Raw genomic sequence first — 18,436 nt, 5'->3', positions numbered from 1 at the left:
AAACATTATGGCAAAAAAACCACAATCTCCCTCTTTAGGGCAAATTCGTATTATCGGTGGGAAATGGCGCGGAAGAAAGCTGCCAGTTCGTGATAGTGAGGGCTTGCGCCCAACCACAGACAGAATTAAAGAAACATTATTTAACTGGTTGATGCCAATTATTCGGGATGCGCGTTGCTTAGATTGCTTCGCAGGCAGTGGTTCTCTGGGCTTTGAAGCACTTTCTCGTTTTGCAGAAACGGTCACCTTTATTGAGCTCGATAAACAAAACGCACAATTACTGGCTGAAAATAAAGCTCGCTTACAAGCCGATAACGCAACCGTAGTGAATCACAATAGCCTAAATTTTTTAAGCCAAGCAGGTATACCTTTTGACGTCGTTTTCATTGACCCACCATTTCGCAAAGGGCTGCTCAATGAAACCATTCAATTGTTAGAAAAAAACCAATGGTTAGCTGAAGAAAGCTGGATATACGTTGAGTCAGAAGCGGAGTCACCACTTACTGACATCCCAGCTAATTGGCAACTTCATCGCGAAAAAATAGCAGGGCAAGTCGCATATCGCCTTTTTATTCGAACTTCACTTTAGGGACAAAAACATGTTTATAAATATTGGACGCCTGCTCATGATTTGCGTTTGGGGCTTTATGGTCTTTAATCTCGTCCACCCATTCCCTAAACCATTGAAATATTTTATGGATATTGCAATGGTTTTTATGATTTTCATGCACGCACTACAAACTATTTTCCTAAAAGCAACGCTGCCAAAAGGAGAGAAAATCTCTGGTTTAGTTCAATTACGCATTTTCTTTTTTGGCGTATTCGAAATGCTAGCCATGCAGAAAAAAAATAAAGCCGATTTAGAAGAAGCAAAGAAAAAACAATCAGGTGAATAACTTATTCTACGCTGGCTCAAAACGAATAAACCGAGTACCTTGCATAATGAGCTTGCCTTCATGGCCAAGCTCAACGCCTTGATACTGTTCTTCCGTTACAATAGTTTTAATAATTTCGCCGCTTGATAGCGTTTTAAAGTGAATCTCATAGCGAAAAGTTTCAGGTGAAACAACATCCCGCTCTCGAGAACGCATGTTAGGATAAGGGTAGTCTTTTTTGCTATCAACCTTTACTAAGTAGCTTACAGGCAAAGCGTTATCATTAAGTTCATTTTGCTTGCGTTGGTCAAAAAAACGCTTAGTGGCGAGCACCGCAATAATCGCTAAAACGATAATCAGTAATATTGGCTTATTCATAATGTGTGCATTTTGCTTAAAAAGTCCGTCATGATAGTTTATCTTATTTAACTAAACAGGACACGTTTCTAAGTTACCGGATCCCTGCCGTGTCATTCATTGAACATATAAGGATGTGTATATGATTAGTTGGCCATTCCTCGCTGTACTCTTTTCCGGTTGGTTATATGTCGATGCCGCCTATCGAGGACCCGGGTGGCAACGTTGGTTATTTCGCCCAATCACACTGCTACTTTTATTACTTTGGGGTTGGAGCTCCGACGACCTTAACCTGCAAAATTATCTTATTCTTGCGGGGCTGCTAGTTTCTCTCGTTGCAGATCTTTCTCGCATGCTTTCAAGTGAGCACTTACTAGCTTCCGTCGCGTTGATGTTCTTGAGTTATTTGATTTATACCATCAGCTTCGGAATGCAATTTAATTTCGGGCTCTATCTACCTTGGCTTGCCGCACCTCTGATTGTCGCTGCCGTTACTTTAGTTTTCATTTGGGGCAAGCTTGAAGGCCTACAAGCTATTGTTTTTGCATCATTAATAATGTGCATGATTATGGCATGGGTTGCTGGTGACCAATATTTTGGTCTCGGTCGTGAATACAACTTCTCAATCATGATTGGCGCATCACTGCTATTTCTTTCTAACTGTATTTGGCTAATTGCTCGATTCCGTATTCCCTTTAAAGCCTCAAAAGCCGTTGTTGCAGCACTATACTTCCTTGGGCAATTTTTCATTGTGCGAGCGATTTACTTATAATCACACCTTTTAGTCATACCATGCCAATTGATAAAAAGTGCTATTTGAGAATTTTATCAATTGGCCGCCCTATTTTTGTTTGACTCTGGAGTAGACTCCAGAGTGTAAACTTATCCACAATGATAGAACACATTGTTTGATAAGGGGGCGCTTATGCACTCACATTCCCATAAAGAAACACATAATCACACAAGTAGCTGCTGCTCTAGCAACAGTTGCTGTTCATCTACTGTAGCGGGCAATAGCCAAAAAGTTAGTGATGACTCACATACTCATGAACATGGCAGTGTGAAGAAACATCCTGACGACGATGAAGGCACTCACCGGCACAGTGGTGAGTGTCATTCAACTCATGATCACGCCGCCAATGACCATACTGGTCATGATCACAAACATGGCAATAGCTGCGGGTTAACTGCGGATATCAGCAATGAAGTTGAGCCTACCCAAGCGGCAGGCCAGCGCTTTAGCTGGATCATCCGTGGTATGGATTGCCCAAGCTGTGCAAACAAAATTGAAACTGCAGTTAGGCAAATAAGTGAAGTAAAACAAGCTAAAGTGTTATTTGCTACGGAAAAACTGGTGGTTGATGCCAACACCGATATTAGTACAGCAGTGCGTTCTACCGTTGAAACTGCGGGTTATGAATTACTTGAAGTCGGTGGCAACAGTGCGGCAACTATCGCGCCACCACAAAGCTTACTCAATGAAGCTAAGCCCGTTATTATATTAGCGATTTTAATGGCGATTAGTTGGGGAATTGAGTTTATCAATCCACAGTTGGGTAATATCGCCTTTATTTTAACCACTCTATTTGGGTTATACCCGATCGCACGTAAATCATTGCGCTTAATGAGAACGGGTTCCCCTTTTGCTATCGAAACTTTGATGTCCGTTGCCGCAATAGGCGCAATCTTTATTCAAGCAACAGAAGAAGCCGCAATGGTTATCTTACTGTTTATGTTAGGCGAAATGTTGGAATCCTATTCTGCCGGAAGGGCCCGACGAGGGGTTAGCGCCTTAATGGCACTGGTACCAGAAGACGCCGTTTTAATCAAAGATGGGCAAAAAACAACGATTCCTGTTGCGCAATTACGACCAGGAGACATTATTGAGATTGCACCGGGTGGGCGTTTACCTACCGATGCGGTGTTAGTGTCAGGTTTTGCCAGCTTTGATGAAAGTGCGTTAACAGGTGAGTCCGTTCCTGTAGAGCGTAATGTCGGTGAAAAGGTGGCTGCAGGCTGCTTATCTATTGATAGAGCCGTTCAAATGCAGGTGGTATCAGAGCAAGGTCAAAATGCGATTGACCGCATTTTACAGCTAATTGAGGAAGCTGAAGAACGCCGTGCGCCGATAGAACGCTTTATTGACAGCTTTAGTCGAGTTTATACCCCAATCATTATGCTTATTTCAGCACTAGTGATTATTATTCCACCAATATTCTTCAGTGCACCATGGGAGACTTGGATTTACCGAGGTTTAACACTGTTATTAATCGGTTGTCCTTGTGCATTAGTGATTTCAACCCCTGCGGCGATAACGTCTGCACTGGCAACAGCAACACGCCGAGGTGCATTAATTAAAGGCGGTGCGGCACTTGAACAACTGGGCACTATCACGACAATTGCTTTAGATAAAACAGGCACACTCACGGAAGGTAAACCTCATGTCACTGACCTTATTCCTGTAGAAGGCATGACCGAAATTGAATTAGTCCAAATTACCGCCTCCGTTGAAGTGGGTTCACATCATCCTCTGGCAAAAGCGGTGGTGAATAAAGCAGAGGCGTTATCGTTAGGCATTGTTGAAGCACAAGATCGTAAAGCATTGGCTGGAAAAGGAGTGGAGGGTGTACTTGATGGTAAGCGTATACTAGTGAGTTCGCCAAACCGCCTTGATATTCCACTCGATAGTGAATGGCAAAATAAGGTCGAAACATTAGAAGCTGAAGGAAAAACGGTTGTTGTCACACTCGAAAATGACCGCGTAATTGGTTTAACCGCACTGCAAGATACATTGCGCAGCGATGCAGTAGATACGATGAGCATGCTGAAAGCGCTCAATGTGAATGCTGTAATGCTAACAGGCGATAACCCTCGTGCTGCAAGCGCTATTGCAGACCAATTAGGCATGGAATACCGCGCAGGGTTATTACCAGAAGATAAAGTGACGGCAGTTATGGCCCTTAATCGTAACCACAGCACAATGATGGTCGGTGATGGTATTAACGATGCCCCTGCAATGAAAGCGTCTAGTATCGGTGTTGCCATGGGTAGTGGTACTGATGTGGCATTAGAGACCGCCGATGCTGCATTAACCCATAACCGTTTGACTGGACTTGCAGAGATTATTGCATTATCTCGTGCGACTCGGAAAATTATTCGTGAAAATATAGCGATTGCCTTGGGGCTAAAAGCAATATTTCTGGTGACCAGTTTATTGGGAATTACCGGGCTTTGGGTCGCCGTACTTGCTGATTCAGGTGCAACAGCACTCGTCACTGCGAACGCTGTACGTTTACTGCGAGTCAAGTTACCTCAAGTGAAAAAATAATTTATACCAATTGATTTAAACGCCACACTTAGTGGCGTTTTTATTTACAACCATTCCAATATTTTGTTGTATTACAATATGTTAAATACAATCTTAATTAGAGAATTAGGACTAACTTTTTCTCCATCAGTCTCAATCTTCGCTAAAATACGTTTTGTAAATAGATTATTTCGGCATGACGTTTAGCAGGTACTTGGCATGGTAAAAAATCACAGTTCAACACCACATGATGCTGCATTTAAAGGGTTTATGTCTAAAATTGATAATGCACGTGATTTTTTTGATATCCATTTACCCGGCCATATTAAGCAATTATGTGATTTCAAAACATTAGCGATAACAAACTCTTCTTTCATTGATAACCAGCTACGCACTCGTCTTTCAGATGTTCTCTACACTGTCGAGACACAGCAAGGTGAAGGGTATATTTATATGTTAGTTGAGCACCAATCAACACCAGATAAACTAATGGGTTGGAGAATGATGCATTATGCATTCCTTGCCATGAACCAACATTTACAACAAGGTCATCGTGATCTACCGCTGGTTGTGCCTGTTTTATTTTATCATGGGAAGATAACGCCTTATCCATATGCTAAACCATGGACACACTGTTTCCCATGGCCAGAAATTGCATCAAACTTATATAGTCAGCCATTTCCGCTCGTTGATATTACTGTTATTGATGATAACGAACTCGTAAATCATCGCAAAGTTGCCGTCATGGAACTCGCAATGAAGCACAGAGACTTAAGAGATAACATAGAAAAAGTCACGCAGTTACTAGCTGAAGCGATGAATCAAAATTATCATCATAGTGATGACATCATCACTATTTTCAACTATTTATTTATTACTATGGATTCACCTCATTTTGAGACAGTGGTTAATCAACTTATATACCAATTAGAAAATAACCAAGAGGCTATTATGAACATCGCGCAACGATTAAAAAATCAAGGGTTACAAGAGGGAATTGATATTGGTGTAAATAGAGGCATTGATATTGGCGTAAATAGAGGCATTGATATTGGTGTAAATAGAGGCATTGATATTGGAGCAAACAAAAAACAACATGAAGTTGCACTTAAAGGTTTGCAACTTGGTACAAGTATTGAACTTATCTGCCAACTTACTGGGTTAAGCTATCAGGAAGTATTAAGCCTACAATAATATCCCTACCTCTTGGCAGGGATTAACATACAAAAAGAAATTAGCTAGTAACAACTAGCTCGATTTTTTACGCAACAAATAACGATATGGTGCGTTGTCAGCCTCTACTGCTAATAAATCATGCTCCATAAAGCGGCAAAAACCTGGGATATCACGTGTGGTTGCTGGGTCATCAGCAATAATTAACAACGTTTCACCATCGGCCATGTTACGAACCGTTTTACGCACTAACATCACAGGCTCAGGGCAACGCAGCCCTAGTGTATCAAGGGTTTTCGTTGGGTTAGCAAATAAATCAGACATTAAAAAACACTTCTAAAAGGGATCAATAGACTGATTATATAATAAAATATCCATTGATAAATGAACAGTTTTGCATTTGTTGCGCAACAAGAGTATGATGCGCTGCTCCCAAGTGTTGGGATGTATTTCATGGGTTCCCTCACCCCATTGTGACTAAAAAGGTACAATATGTTTGATTTTACTGCGCAGCAAAAAGCCACTGCGTTAATTTGGCTTTCGTTATTTCATATTTTAATCATTACTTCTAGTAACTACCTCGTGCAGTTGCCAATTAATATTTTTGGCTTCCATACCACTTGGGGTGCATTTACTTTTCCATTTATTTTCTTAGCTACTGATTTAACCGTTCGTATTTATGGCGCGCCGCTTGCACGCAGAATTATCACTGCAGTTATGCTGCCCGCATTACTGATTTCATACGTTATTTCAGCTTTATATTTCCAAGGTGAATGGCAAGGTTTTACCGCATTATCTGAATTTAACTTATTTGTAGCACGTATTGCCGCAGCGAGTTTTATGGCTTATGTACTGGGTCAAATATTAGATGTCAGTGTTTTCAATCGATTACGCCAAAATGCACGTTGGTATGTAGCACCTGCCTGTGCAATGTTCTTTGGTAACTTGATTGACACTATCGCCTTTTTCTTTATTGCTTTTTTCCGTAGTAGCGATCCATTTATGGCTGCAAATTGGGTAGAGATTGCTTTAGTTGACTATGTCTTTAAGCTACTTATTTGCATGCTATTTTTCTTGCCTGCTTATGGTGTGCTTTTGAACTTTATCTTGAAGTCTTTCTTTGCAAACTCAGATAAAAAACAGTTAGCCAATCAACACTAAAAACAAAAAAAGGAGATAGTTATATGCTATCTCCAAATAAGTTTAACTGAGCTAAAACAAAAAATAACAACCCTACAATTCGATAAGTAACAGATCACAAAGCTTTTGCTAGAAGTGAAATCGGGTGCTCACACTTCTTACTCGTCGACATCTCAATCTGCCACTTACAAGTTTCGCAGTCTGTAATCACCATATCCGCACCACTTTCTTCAATTTGACGGAACAGCCCTGCCCCTATTCCTTGAGAAACCTCATAGTTTTCTTTTTTGAAACCATAGGTTCCTGCGATACCACAACATTGTGAATCCAACACAATTAGCTCAACCCCTGGTACACGTTTAATTAACTCTAACGTATAGGAAGACCACCCCATTTTTTCCATATGGCATGGTGTGTGATAAGCCACTTTTAAAGGCGTATGTTTCAGTTTGAGTTCACGCCCTTCTTCAAGTAAACGATAAATATAACGCGTTGCGAGCTCGATGTTATCCCTCATTGCAGAAGTATCAACATCAAGTACATGCGTATATTCATCACGGATGGTAAACGTACAGGTTGATGAAGTTGCAACAACAGGTACATGTTTTTCAAGGATAGTTTCTTGCAATGACTCTAAATTAACATTGGCTTGGCGCTTAGCCTGTTTCATAAAGCCATTGGCTATTAATGCCACACCACAACATTTTTCACGTTTAAGTAGCTGAACACCAATATTCATGCCGTTAAAGACTTTAATTAAGTCTTTACCTAATTGAGGGTGGTTATAATTCACATAACAGCCATGGAAGAACGCAACTTGCTCTTCAAATTTAGCTTGTTCAGCGGCTTGTTTTGCATACCAACGGCGGAAAGTCCCAAACGAATATTTAGGTAATTCACGGCGGTGGTCTATTTTCAATGCTTTATCAAGGATTTGACGTACAGGTTTTAACCCTGTAATAGTATTGACAACTGGTGCAAATGGCGTCGATAACGACCCCATTAAATCCGTATGGCTGAGAATAGCATCACGAATTTTAGGTTTCTGTTGGCTGTAAGTATTACGCGCACGAGCAATAATATCGCCAATCTTCACATCTGATGGACAAGCGACTTCGCAACGCTTGCAGTTAGTACAATATTTCAACGCTTCGTCATACAGCATCGGATCTTTTAAGCGTAAACGCTCACCGTCTGGCCCTGCTTGCTTAGGGCCAGGATACAGAGGATTAACCTTTGCAACAGGGCAATAAGTGGTACACACAGTGCATTTAATACAGCTTTCAAAGCTTGCATCTTGAATACTCATTGTGCCACCTCCACCTGCATAGTTTTATTCTTACTCAGTTCATTAATAATTTCATTAGCGGCATATAATGCGCTAATTATCGATACGCCCGCACCACAACCTTGAGTGAGAGGGTCAAAACCGCCTAAAACAGCGCCGGCTACATAAAGATTAGAAATGGCTTTCCCCTCTTTTTGTGCGCGTAGTTTTTCATCGGTTTTCACACCAAAAGCCATATAGGGCTGGGAAGCGAAAAACTCTTTGTTAGTCCATTTTGCACGTTCTGAAATTTCACACAGGTCCAATTGCATCAAAGGCTCATAGACACGGTCAAACTCTGCCACCAAACCATTATTAAAAAAGCTTCCCGTCGCCAGAACAAAATGCTTAGCTTTTAAAGAGATATCGCCATGATTACGAGTCTGGACAGATTCAATTCGGCCATCAACACAATTCACAGCGGTAACTTTATCACCAGGCATCACAATTCCACCTTGGCGACGGAACTGACGCAGTAACATTTCATGCAAACGAATCCCCAATAGCGAAGGAGGAAGAGTCGGTAGTAAAAATAATGGCTTACCTAAGCTCATTTGTAATTCATGTAAAGGTTCATCGCTATCGAGTCCGATACAGGCTGGCATAAAAATCGCCTCTGCATCTGTGACCAACGGAGAAATTTCAGCAACCATTTGTGCCATATTTTCTGGTCTATCAAGCCAACGAGCAACATTAACCGCTCTAAACTCACTCGGGTTTTCTCTTAATCGGTCTAATAATGGTAAATGCACATAATGCGATGTTGCTTGTAACCCCTCACGTTGTAGCTCATCAGCCACCATCTGAGGTTGAAAATCCAAGAAACCTTCGATACCAACCACAGCAATCTTGCTAACATCCATTTTATGGTGCAAACCGACAGTCGGAACAGACTCAGGACTAAGCCAAGTCATCCGTTTATGGCCCAGAGGTGTAATACGATAATGGTTTTCTTCACAAGAGCCTTTTAAATGAACTCCTGCTTGCTGCAATATTGACTGAGCCATATGCGCTAGCTCAGTAACTTGCGTCTTTCCGATTAAACTATAAGGGTGTGCTGGCGCCTGTTCCTTTAGCGCATCAAGCATTTCTAGTGGTTTTTCAGCCACTTGTCCATTTGGTAAATGGGTTAATAAATCCAAGGAGCCTGATGAAAAATGTAATGCATTTTGCCCTGCACTAACAATTGCACAAGATAGACCAGACTGGGTCAAACGGATACCGCTCATTAATCCAGCTAAACCGCCGCCCATTACCACTACATCATATTTCATTGTCCGCCTCCTTCTGTGCATCCTTGCCAAGTGTCGCTTCATTCATGCCACATAACCCGTGATATACCCAGCTGGTAAATTCACTTTCACGCAATGCGTCACCCCAAGCAATTGGACGTACACCTTTCCAACGTTCATTAAGGAAGTGACTCAGTTGTTGCTCTGTTTCATGAGGCGTTGTGACATTAAAACGATTGAGTAACCCCGCAGCACGGCAAGCACATAATTCACCTTGGCAAGTTCCCATCCCCACACGAGTACGACGCCTTAAATCAAGTAAATTATTCACCGTTAATGAATTAACGGCATAGCGTACTTCACCAGCAGTAACGGCTTCACACTCACAAACTAAACTTTTATCGAGCCTATCCGTACTGAGAATTGCAGAAGCCCTGTCACCATGACGGTAAACCGCTGAGCCACGAATAGGGGCTGGGATAGAAACAACATTGCGTAAGGCTTCTTCTGCACTATGTTGCGAGCCCGGTAGTGGCGCTTCTGCTGTTGTACACTTGGCACTGTGGCCTAATTTTTCACAAACTTTATCAGTAGCCCACTCAGCCATCAGACGATATGTCATTAACTTACCACCAGTGATAGTGATAAACCCTTCTAAGCCATCGCGTTTAGCATGGTCTAACAGCACAATACCGCGGCTGACATTACGCCCTGATGGGTCATCATCACTGGCAACTAATGGCCGAACACCTGCATATGCACGTAAAATACGTGTTGTTGCAAGTGCTGGCGATAGCATTGAACCTTCACGAATAAGAATATCCACCTCTTCAGGGGTGACATACATATTATCAATTTGGTCATATTCAATATGAGTCGATGTGGTCCCAATCAGGGAAATCGTATCGCCGGGAACTAAAATATCGGCATCTGCAGGTTTGCGGCAACGGTTTATCACCATGTTGTTCAAGCGATGGCCTAAAATTAATAGCGCCCCTTTCGCAGGGAACATTTTAATTTTTAATTCGCCATACTCTGCGATTTTTTGCCCCCAGATCCCGCCTGCATTGACGACAATTTCCGCGTAAATATCATATTGCTTCTTGGCGTGGTGATCATAAACCGTAACGCCACGTACGGTGTCGCCATCACGAATCAAACCAATAACTTCATGATAAGTTAACACTTTCGCGCCATGCTCTCTGGCATCTAACATATTTGCCGCAGTCAAACGGAATGGGTCAACCGTGCCATCAGGAACACGAACCGCACCTATTAGATGTGGGTTAACAGAAGGTTCAAGGCGAATAGCCTCTTTGGGGTCAATTGCAGTCGCATCAATACCCGCAGCTTGGCAAGCCGTAATGAATTGTTGCTGATACTCTAAGCTGTCTTCAGGTAAAGTAATAAACAAACCATCAGTTCGCTCTATACAGTGATGCGCGATACGTTTTAAAATCTTGTTCTCTTCTATACATTCTCTGGCGGATTCACCATCTGTGACTGCATAACGCGCGCCACTATGAAGTAACCCATGGTTACGCCCTGTCGCGCCAGTCGCAATATCATGCCTTTCGAGTAAAACAGTTCTTAGACCTCGGCGAGCGCAGTCACGAGCGACTCCTGCACCTGTTGCGCCACCACCAATAATGATGACATCCGTCTCAGTCACAGATGAGCCATTCATGTCGCATTCCTCACATTAATAAACATTTCTATAATCGATAAGTATAGATTCTATTTTTATAATCTATTATTAAATATAGCCCAGAAACGCGATCAATGTTTGATAAGGAACAAAAACGAAAGCAATTGATGCATATTCAGTGTTCAAAAGAACAAAATCGTGATGAGAATCACAAAATAATTAACATTTCTAGTTCCATTCTATTCACAAATGTCATTTACTATGCAACTTCATAAACAAAATCAATAATTGTGCGTTGGATTACAGATAAATTGTTTTTTAACGCCTACAATTTAGAGCAATTAAGAAAATAAAGACTCTTAAATTACTCGATTACTTTCGTTTTTGTTACTTCACCAATAATAAACACTCAATATTTCTCTGAAATAGAGAAATGGAAGTGTAAATAAAAATTAGCATGCCATCGGAGGCGTATATGTTAAGCATTTTTAAACCAGCACCTCATATAGAGAGGCTGCCAGCGGATAAGATAGATCCTGTCTATCGTAAGCTTCGCTGGCAGATCTTCATGGGTATTTTCTTTGGTTACGCAGCGTATTATCTAGTCCGAAAGAACTTTGCGTTAGCGATGCCATATCTTGTTGAACAAGGTTTCTCTAAAGGTGACCTTGGTTTTGCATTATCAGGGATCTCAATTGCTTACGGATTTTCTAAATTTATCATGGGGTCGTTTTCCGACCGTGCAAACCCGCGTTATTTCTTACCAGCAGGTTTGATTCTCGCCTCCGCAGTGATGTTAATTATGGGCTTCGTACCATGGGCAACATCAAGCATCATGGTAATGTTCGTATTACTGTTCCTTTGTGGTTGGTTCCAAGGTATGGGTTGGCCTCCTTGTGGGCGTACCATGGTTCACTGGTGGTCACAAAAAGAACGTGGCGGTATCGTTTCGGTTTGGAACTGTGCACACAACGTCGGTGGTGGTATCCCTCCATTACTGTTCATGTTAGGTATGGCATGGTTTAACGACTGGAAAGCTGCGCTGTATATGCCTGCATTGGCTGCTATCCTTGTTGCAATCATTGCATTTGCGTTAATGCGCGACACCCCGCAATCTTGTGGTCTTCCTCCAATTGAAGAGTACAAAAACGACTATCCAACTGACTATAAAGCATCAGATGAGCAAGAGTTAACTGCAAAAGAAATCTTCATGAAGTATGTTTTCCCTAACAAACTATTATGGATGATTGCGATTGCGAACGTGTTCGTTTACTTACTGCGTTATGGTGTTTTGGACTGGTCTCCAACTTACCTGCGTGAAGTTAAACACTTCGCAATGGACAAATCTTCATGGGCTTACTTCTTATATGAATACGCAGGTATCCCAGGTACGTTACTGTGTGGTTGGATGTCGGATAAAGTCTTCCGTGGTAACCGTGGAGCCACTGGTGTGTTCTTCATGGTTCTGGTAACCATTGCAACTATCGTGTTCTGGATGAACCCAGCTGGTAACCCAAATGTTGATATGGCATGTATGTTGATCATCGGTTTTCTAATCTATGGTCCTGTTATGTTGATTGGTTTGCACGCCCTTGAACTTGCACCGAAAAAAGCAGCAGGTACAGCCGCAGGATTCACAGGCTTGTTCGGCTACCTCGGTGGTTCTGTAGCAGCAAGTGCTATCGTTGGTTATACCGTAGACTACTTCGGTTGGGACGGTGGCTTCGCAGTCATGATCGGTGGTTCAGCACTGGCCGTTGTTCTACTGTTTATCGTGATGTTGAGCGAAAGCAAACATAAACGCGAATTAGCAAACTCACAATAAACATTCATCAAATGTTCATTGTTAATCGCTAGACTCGTGGGCTATATCAAAAAATGATGTAGCCCATTTTTTTACCCAAATAAAGTGCCAAGGAGATATAATCATGAGCTTTCCATTAAAAACATTGGTGGCTAGTATGGTTTTAGTGATGTCAGTGTCTGCTGTAGCTCAAGCTTCAAGTAAAGTTGTCATTGCACATCGTGGTGCAAGTGGTTACTTACCGGAACATACCCTACCTGCAAAAGCAATGGCTTACGCACAAGGTGCTGATTTTCTTGAGCAAGATTTAGTTATGACGAAAGATAACGAGCTCGTGGTCTTACATGACCATTATCTCGATCGCGTGACAGATGTTGCTGAACGTTTCCCTGACCGCGCTCGTAAAGATGGCCGTTACTATGCGATTGACTTTACCCTTGATGAAATCAAATCACTCAATTTTACAGAAGGATTTGATATTGTTGATGGTAAAAAAGTGCAAAGCTATCCGAACCGCTTCCCAATGGGCAAATCAGACTTCCGCGTTCATACTTTCCAAGAAGAGATTGAATTTGTTCAGGGATTAAACAAGTCAACGGGTAAGAATATTGGTATCTACCCAGAAATTAAAGCCCCTTGGTTCCACTTACAAGAAGGCAAAGATATCACCAAAAAAACACTCGAAGTCCTTAAAGAGTATGGCTATACCACCAAGGATTCCAACGTTTATCTACAGTCATTTGACCCTAATGACCTAAAACGTATCAAAAATACCTTGATGCCAGAAATGGGAATGGATCTTAAATTAATTCAATTGATTGCTTACACCGATTGGAATGAAACTCAAGAGCAAAAACCTGACGGAACTTGGGTTAATTACAATTATGATTGGATGATGAAACCCGGCGCCATGAAAGAAATTGCGACCTATGCTGATGGTATTGGCCCTGATTATCATATGCTAATTAGTGAAGAATCTACGCCAACTAATATCAAAGTGAATGGCATGGTTAAAGAAGCTCATGATAATAAAATGGCAGTTCATCCATTCACTATCCGTGTTGATAAGCTGCCAAAATACGCCAAAGATGGGCAACAGCTTTATGACATTATTTATAACCAAGCCGATGTCGATGGCGCCTTCACAGACTTCCCTGACTTAGGGGTTAAGTTCTTAGAACAGCAGAAGCAAAAATAGTTTTCTGAACCAAAAACAAGAATGCAGCCATTTCATTTGGCTGCATTCTCTTCAAGTTAACCGCCTTATTTAAGCAATAGTGACAGGGAATGCGATCACATCACTGATTTTGTCTGCATTTAATGCAATCATTATCAGCCTATCAACCCCAACTGCTACACCAGAACAATCGGGTAAACCATGCTCTAAAGCCGCCAATAAGTGCTCATCAATAGGCGCAGTAGGGAGCCCCATTGCCGCACGCTTACGGTTGTCTTGTTCAAATCGCTGGCGTTGTTCGCTTGCATCGGTGAGTTCATGGAAACCATTCGCCAGTTCCATCCCTTTATAATACACCTCAAAACGCTCAGCTACGCGGTGGTCTTCCGTGCTAATCACCGCAAGAGAAGCTTGAGTCGCAGGGAAATGATACACGACTGCAGGCTTTTCTTTACCAATATGAGGCTCAACGCCCATGGTAAATAGCAGTTGAAGTAAGGTATCTTTATCTTCTTCCTGATCCGCGATATTGCTCAAATCTAAACGGGCTGCAACCTCACGTAATTCGCTTTTTTCAGCGGACAGCGGGTCAATATCCAAATAACGTAAAAACGCTTGTTGGTAAGAAAGTAGCTCTGCACTCTCACATTCTAAAACTTGTTGCAGTAAATCATCCACTTCATTAATCAAACGATACATATCAAAATGCGGACGATACCACTCTAACATGGTAAATTCAGGGTTATGATGTCGCCCTGCTTCTTCATTTCTAAAGCTACGACCTAACTGATAGATAGGGCCACTACCTGCCGCTAATAAGCGTTTCATGTGGTATTCAGGGCTAGTCATTAAATATAAATTAATGCCTTGTGCCGCACCAGGACCCACAAAACGCGTTTCAAATGGAACAAGATGAATGTCAGTGACTGTTGCCTGACTCATTGCGGGGGTTTCGACTTCAAGTACACAGCGATCAGTAAAAAAACGTCTGACTTCCGCAATTATTTTTGCGCGCTGTAACAGGTTAGCGATGGGGGCGGTTGGCTGCCAATTCGCTATATCACTCATTAAGATGACTCCAAAATAAACTTAGTCGTGCAGTGTACCCACCTCACTTGCAACACACAATGCATTTACACTGATAATGCACATTTATCTGGGCGTAAGTACTTGTAACTGTCGACATGATGAGTAAGTAGAGATAACCAGATTATCTCTTGCTTTATACGATTAGGCAAAGCCTTTGCTTTTAGCTTTACATAAGCTGATGGGAAGGCGTAAAGAAAACAGCCTAAAACATGATTATTTCTTATATTATGTGACATAGCTGTTACTAGAAAAGCGAAACGATTCGCTTTCTCAATCTATTTTAAAATTTTCTCTTCGAAATTGAACTTCTTCTAAAAATAAACAGTGAGACTCCTCGCAAATTAGCATTCAATATGAATGAAACTCTTCAGCTATAATAATAGTATTATTCACTTATTATTGGTAAAACCTGACTAATTTCCTTGGTTTTATACGCTAAGATTTTATGTGAATTTAATGATAATTATTTGAAATTCCTTTTTATTCGATGTTAACAGCCTAGAAAATCGAGCAATGTAAAAACAATTTATAAAAAGAAGATCTACCTCACACTTTATCGCTAAATTTGGCCAAAACCCCCCTCTATATCAAATTTATCTTGAGTACTATTCGCTATAATTCACAGCATGATAAGTCATTATTAGCTATTATATTATTTACTATTAAAAAACAGATATTTCGTAGTTTAACTTTAAGTTGAACTGAAAATGACGTAGCTAATTATCAAAAGTATTTAAAAGAATTTATCAATTTTACACTTGAACAATGGAGAAGCGCAGTGCAAACCTTCAATGCCGATTTAGCGATTATCGGGGCCGGGGGCGCAGGCTTACGTGCAGCAATTGCTGCCGCTGAAGCAAATCCCAATATCAAGATTGCTCTGGTCTCAAAAGTATACCCAATGCGTAGTCACACTGTGGCCGCAGAGGGGGGATCAGCAGCAGTTACTCAGGCTCATGACTCCTATGACTATCATTTTAATGATACTGTAGCTGGTGGGGACTGGCTGTGTGAGCAAGATGTTGTCGACTATTTTGTCGAACACTGCCCAACAGAAATGACCCAACTAGAGCTATGGGGCTGCCCGTGGAGCCGTAAACCAGATGGTTCAGTTAACGTTCGCCGTTTTGGTGGAATGAAAATTGAGCGTACGTGGTTTGCTGCTGATAAAACTGGCTTCCACATGCTCCATACCCTGTTCCAAACTTCATTAAAATATCCACAAATCCAACGTTTTGACGAACATTTTGTTCTCGATATCATTGTTGATGAAGGCCAAGTCCGTGGTCTTGTCGCGTTAAATATGATGGAAGGAACAAAAGTCCAGATCCGTGCTAATGCCATCGTGATGGCAACTGGCGGTGCTGGGCGCGTTTATCGCTACAACACCAATGGCGGTATTGTAACCGGTGATGGTATGGGTATCGCATTCCGCCATGGCGTGCCGCTGCGTGATATGGAATTTGTTCAATATCACCCAACTGGGTTACCGGGTTCTGGTATCTTAATGACCGAAGGTTGTCGTGGTGAGGGCGGGATCCTTGTCAATAAAGACGGCTATCGCTATCTGCAAGACTACGGAATGGGGCCTGAAACTCCACTAGGTAAACCTGAAAATAAATATATGGAACTGGGTCCACGTGACAAAGTTTCCCAAGCGTTCTGGCACGAATGGCGTGCAGGTCGCACCATCAGTACCCACCGCGGTGATGTTGTTTACTTAGATCTTCGCCACCTTGGCGCAGAAAAACTGCATGAGCGTTTACCATTTATTTGTGAATTAGCGAAAGCCTACGTGGGTGTTGACCCAGTAACAGACCCAATTCCTGTTCGCCCAACCGCTCACTACACTATGGGTGGTATCGAAACGGATCAACGCACAGAAACACGCATCAAAGGCCTATTTGCTGTCGGTGAGTGTTCTTCTGTTGGCTTGCACGGTGCAAACCGTTTAGGTTCTAACTCATTAGCTGAATTAGTCGTATTTGGTCGTCTGGCAGGTGAAGAAGCTGCTCGCCATGCTGCTGAAGCAACACCAGCCAATGCAAATGCTATCGAAGCCCGTACTCGTGATATCGAAGCTGACCTCAGCAAGCTCATGAACCAAAAAGGGAAAGAGAGCTGGTCGAAAATCCGCGACGAAATGGGTATTTCAATGGAAGAAGGCTGCGGTATCTACCGTACTCCTGAATTAATGCAAAAAACCGTTGATAAAATTGCTGAGCTGAAAGAACGCTTCAAACATGTCGAAATTACCGACCATAGCAGCGTATTTAATACTGACCTACTGTACACCATTGAATTAGGCTTTGGCCTTGATGTGGCGGAATGTATGGCTCACTCTGCAATCAACCGTAAAGAATCACGTGGTGCACACCAACGTCTCGATGAAGGCTGTACTGAGCGTGATGATGTTAATTTCCTTAAACATACTTTGGCATTCTATAACCCAGAGGGCTCCCCTCGTTTAGAATACAGTGACGTGAAAATCACGAAATCTCAGCCAGCTAAACGTGTTTACGGTGCCGAAGCTGAAGCTCAAGATAAGGCGAAGAAGGAGCAAGCTAATGGATGATATGAAACACCTAAAAATGGAGATCATGCGTTACAATCCGGAAACGGATAGTGAGCCCCATTTGGTGACGTATGATGTCCCTTACGACGAGCAAACTTCTTTGTTAGATGCGTTAGGCTATATCAAAGATAATCTCGCTCCAGATCTGTCTTACCGCTGGTCCTGTCGTATGGCGATTTGTGGTTCTTGTGGCATGATGGTGGATAAAGTGCCTAAACTGGCTTGTAAAACATTCCTGCGTGAATACCCGCAAGGCATGAAAGTTGAGCCATTAGGTAACTTCCCAATCGAGCGCGACCTTGTTGTTGATATGACTCACTTTATTGAGCGTTTAGAGGCGATCAAACCGTACATTATCGGTAATGACCGTAAACCTTCTGAAGGCCCAAATAAGCAAACGCCTGCCCAGATGGCGAAATACCATCAATTCTCAGGCTGTATCAACTGTGGTCTGTGCTATGCAGCTTGCCCACAATTTGGACTGAACCCAGAGTTCATCGGTCCAGCCGCGATTACATTGGCAGAGCGCTACAATTTAGATAACCGAGACCATGGTGCGAAAGAACGCATGACCTTGTTAAACGGTGACAATGGTGTCTGGAGTTGTACGTTTGTAGGCTACTGCTCTGAAGTCTGTCCTAAGCATGTCGACCCTGCGGGTGCGATCCAACAAGGTAAAGTTGCCAGTGCGCAAGACTTTGTTATCGCCATGCTGAAGCCACGATAAGGAGA

General features: G+C 42.2%; 16 protein-coding genes. 10 read left to right on the top strand and 6 right to left on the bottom strand.

Going from position 1 to position 18,436, the window contains the following annotated elements:
* Positions 1-7 precede the first annotated feature (7 nt).
* Complete coding sequence (rsmD, locus tag PSE83_RS17080) at positions 8-589, top strand: 16S rRNA (guanine(966)-N(2))-methyltransferase (protein WP_004258577.1); 582 nt, start codon at positions 8-10, stop codon at positions 587-589.
* A gap of 10 nt (positions 590-599) precedes the next feature.
* The gene (locus PSE83_RS17075) at positions 600-896 is read left to right on the top strand and encodes a DUF1145 family protein (RefSeq protein ID WP_004258582.1); all 297 of its coding nucleotides are present in this window, start codon (positions 600-602) and stop codon (positions 894-896) included.
* A gap of 6 nt (positions 897-902) precedes the next feature.
* On the opposite strand, the gene PSE83_RS17070 is transcribed toward PSE83_RS17075, so the two are convergent.
* Positions 903-1,253, bottom strand: coding sequence for a DUF2500 family protein (locus PSE83_RS17070; RefSeq protein WP_004258585.1), 351 nt, complete (start codon positions 1,251-1,253; stop codon positions 903-905).
* 121 nt (positions 1,254-1,374) lie between these two features.
* Between PSE83_RS17070 and PSE83_RS17065 the strand changes: the two genes are divergently transcribed.
* The 3 genes from PSE83_RS17065 to PSE83_RS17055 all read left to right on the top strand — a co-directional run bounded on the left by PSE83_RS17065 (position 1,375) and on the right by PSE83_RS17055 (position 5,733).
* Positions 1,375-2,004, top strand: a complete 630-nt coding sequence (locus PSE83_RS17065; protein WP_004258589.1) for a lysoplasmalogenase — start codon at positions 1,375-1,377, stop codon at positions 2,002-2,004.
* 153 nt (positions 2,005-2,157) lie between these two features.
* Positions 2,158-4,560, top strand: a complete 2,403-nt coding sequence (locus PSE83_RS17060; protein ID WP_272661001.1) for a zinc/cadmium/mercury/lead-transporting ATPase — start codon at positions 2,158-2,160, stop codon at positions 4,558-4,560.
* 198 nt (positions 4,561-4,758) lie between these two features.
* The gene (locus tag PSE83_RS17055; RefSeq protein WP_004258594.1) at positions 4,759-5,733 is read left to right on the top strand and encodes an Rpn family recombination-promoting nuclease/putative transposase; all 975 of its coding nucleotides are present in this window, start codon (positions 4,759-4,761) and stop codon (positions 5,731-5,733) included.
* A 54-nt stretch (positions 5,734-5,787) separates the two neighbouring features.
* Here the strand turns inward: PSE83_RS17055 and tusA are convergent, their stop codons facing one another.
* Positions 5,788-6,036, bottom strand: a complete 249-nt coding sequence (gene tusA, locus PSE83_RS17050) for a sulfurtransferase TusA (protein ID WP_004258596.1) — start codon at positions 6,034-6,036, stop codon at positions 5,788-5,790.
* Between the two features lie 168 nt (positions 6,037-6,204).
* On the opposite strand from tusA, the gene PSE83_RS17045 reads away from it, so the two are divergent.
* Positions 6,205-6,873 (top strand): 7-cyano-7-deazaguanine/7-aminomethyl-7-deazaguanine transporter, encoded by a 669-nt coding sequence (locus tag PSE83_RS17045; protein ID WP_004258598.1) that lies wholly within the window; start codon positions 6,205-6,207, stop codon positions 6,871-6,873.
* Between the two features lie 94 nt (positions 6,874-6,967).
* Here the strand turns inward: PSE83_RS17045 and glpC are convergent, their stop codons facing one another.
* From glpC to glpA, 3 genes are read right to left on the bottom strand one after another with little or no spacing between them, the layout of a single operon-like run.
* Complete coding sequence (gene glpC, locus PSE83_RS17040; protein WP_272661000.1) at positions 6,968-8,161, bottom strand: anaerobic glycerol-3-phosphate dehydrogenase subunit GlpC; 1,194 nt, start codon at positions 8,159-8,161, stop codon at positions 6,968-6,970.
* On the bottom strand, positions 8,158-9,453 hold the full coding sequence (gene glpB, locus PSE83_RS17035; RefSeq protein WP_110591191.1) for a glycerol-3-phosphate dehydrogenase subunit GlpB: 1,296 nt from the start codon (positions 9,451-9,453) through the stop codon (positions 8,158-8,160). Before glpB ends, glpC begins: the two co-directional genes overlap by 4 nt.
* Positions 9,443-11,098 carry an anaerobic glycerol-3-phosphate dehydrogenase subunit A gene (glpA, locus tag PSE83_RS17030; protein ID WP_004258606.1) on the bottom strand — a complete coding sequence of 552 codons (1,656 nt, stop codon included), beginning with the start codon at positions 11,096-11,098 and terminating at the stop codon, positions 9,443-9,445. Before glpA ends, glpB begins: the two co-directional genes overlap by 11 nt.
* 436 nt (positions 11,099-11,534) lie before the next feature.
* Between glpA and glpT the strand changes: the two genes are divergently transcribed.
* Complete coding sequence (glpT, locus tag PSE83_RS17025; protein ID WP_036958039.1) at positions 11,535-12,884, top strand: glycerol-3-phosphate transporter; 1,350 nt, start codon at positions 11,535-11,537, stop codon at positions 12,882-12,884.
* Between the two features lie 103 nt (positions 12,885-12,987).
* On the top strand, positions 12,988-14,061 hold the full coding sequence (gene glpQ / locus PSE83_RS17020; RefSeq protein WP_004258611.1) for a glycerophosphodiester phosphodiesterase: 1,074 nt from the start codon (positions 12,988-12,990) through the stop codon (positions 14,059-14,061).
* 69 nt (positions 14,062-14,130) lie between these two features.
* On the opposite strand, the gene epmA is transcribed toward glpQ, so the two are convergent.
* Positions 14,131-15,108 carry an elongation factor P--(R)-beta-lysine ligase gene (gene epmA, locus PSE83_RS17015; protein ID WP_004258613.1) on the bottom strand — a complete coding sequence of 326 codons (978 nt, stop codon included), beginning with the start codon at positions 15,106-15,108 and terminating at the stop codon, positions 14,131-14,133.
* Between the two features lie 799 nt (positions 15,109-15,907).
* On the opposite strand from epmA, the gene frdA reads away from it, so the two are divergent.
* Both frdA and PSE83_RS17005 read left to right on the top strand, forming a co-directional pair.
* Positions 15,908-17,704, top strand: coding sequence for a fumarate reductase (quinol) flavoprotein subunit (gene frdA / locus PSE83_RS17010; RefSeq protein ID WP_004258614.1), 1,797 nt, complete (start codon positions 15,908-15,910; stop codon positions 17,702-17,704).
* Positions 17,697-18,431 (top strand): succinate dehydrogenase/fumarate reductase iron-sulfur subunit, encoded by a 735-nt coding sequence (locus PSE83_RS17005; RefSeq protein ID WP_004258616.1) that lies wholly within the window; start codon positions 17,697-17,699, stop codon positions 18,429-18,431. The genes frdA and PSE83_RS17005 overlap by 8 nt, the downstream gene beginning before the upstream one ends.
* The last annotated feature ends 5 nt before the right edge of the window (positions 18,432-18,436 follow it).

Origin of the sequence: Providencia sp. PROV150, from assembly GCF_028481025.1 — a bacterium.
GTDB lineage: Bacteria > Pseudomonadota > Gammaproteobacteria > Enterobacterales > Enterobacteriaceae > Providencia > Providencia hangzhouensis.
This window is presented reverse-complemented; position numbering and strand designations above follow the sequence as displayed.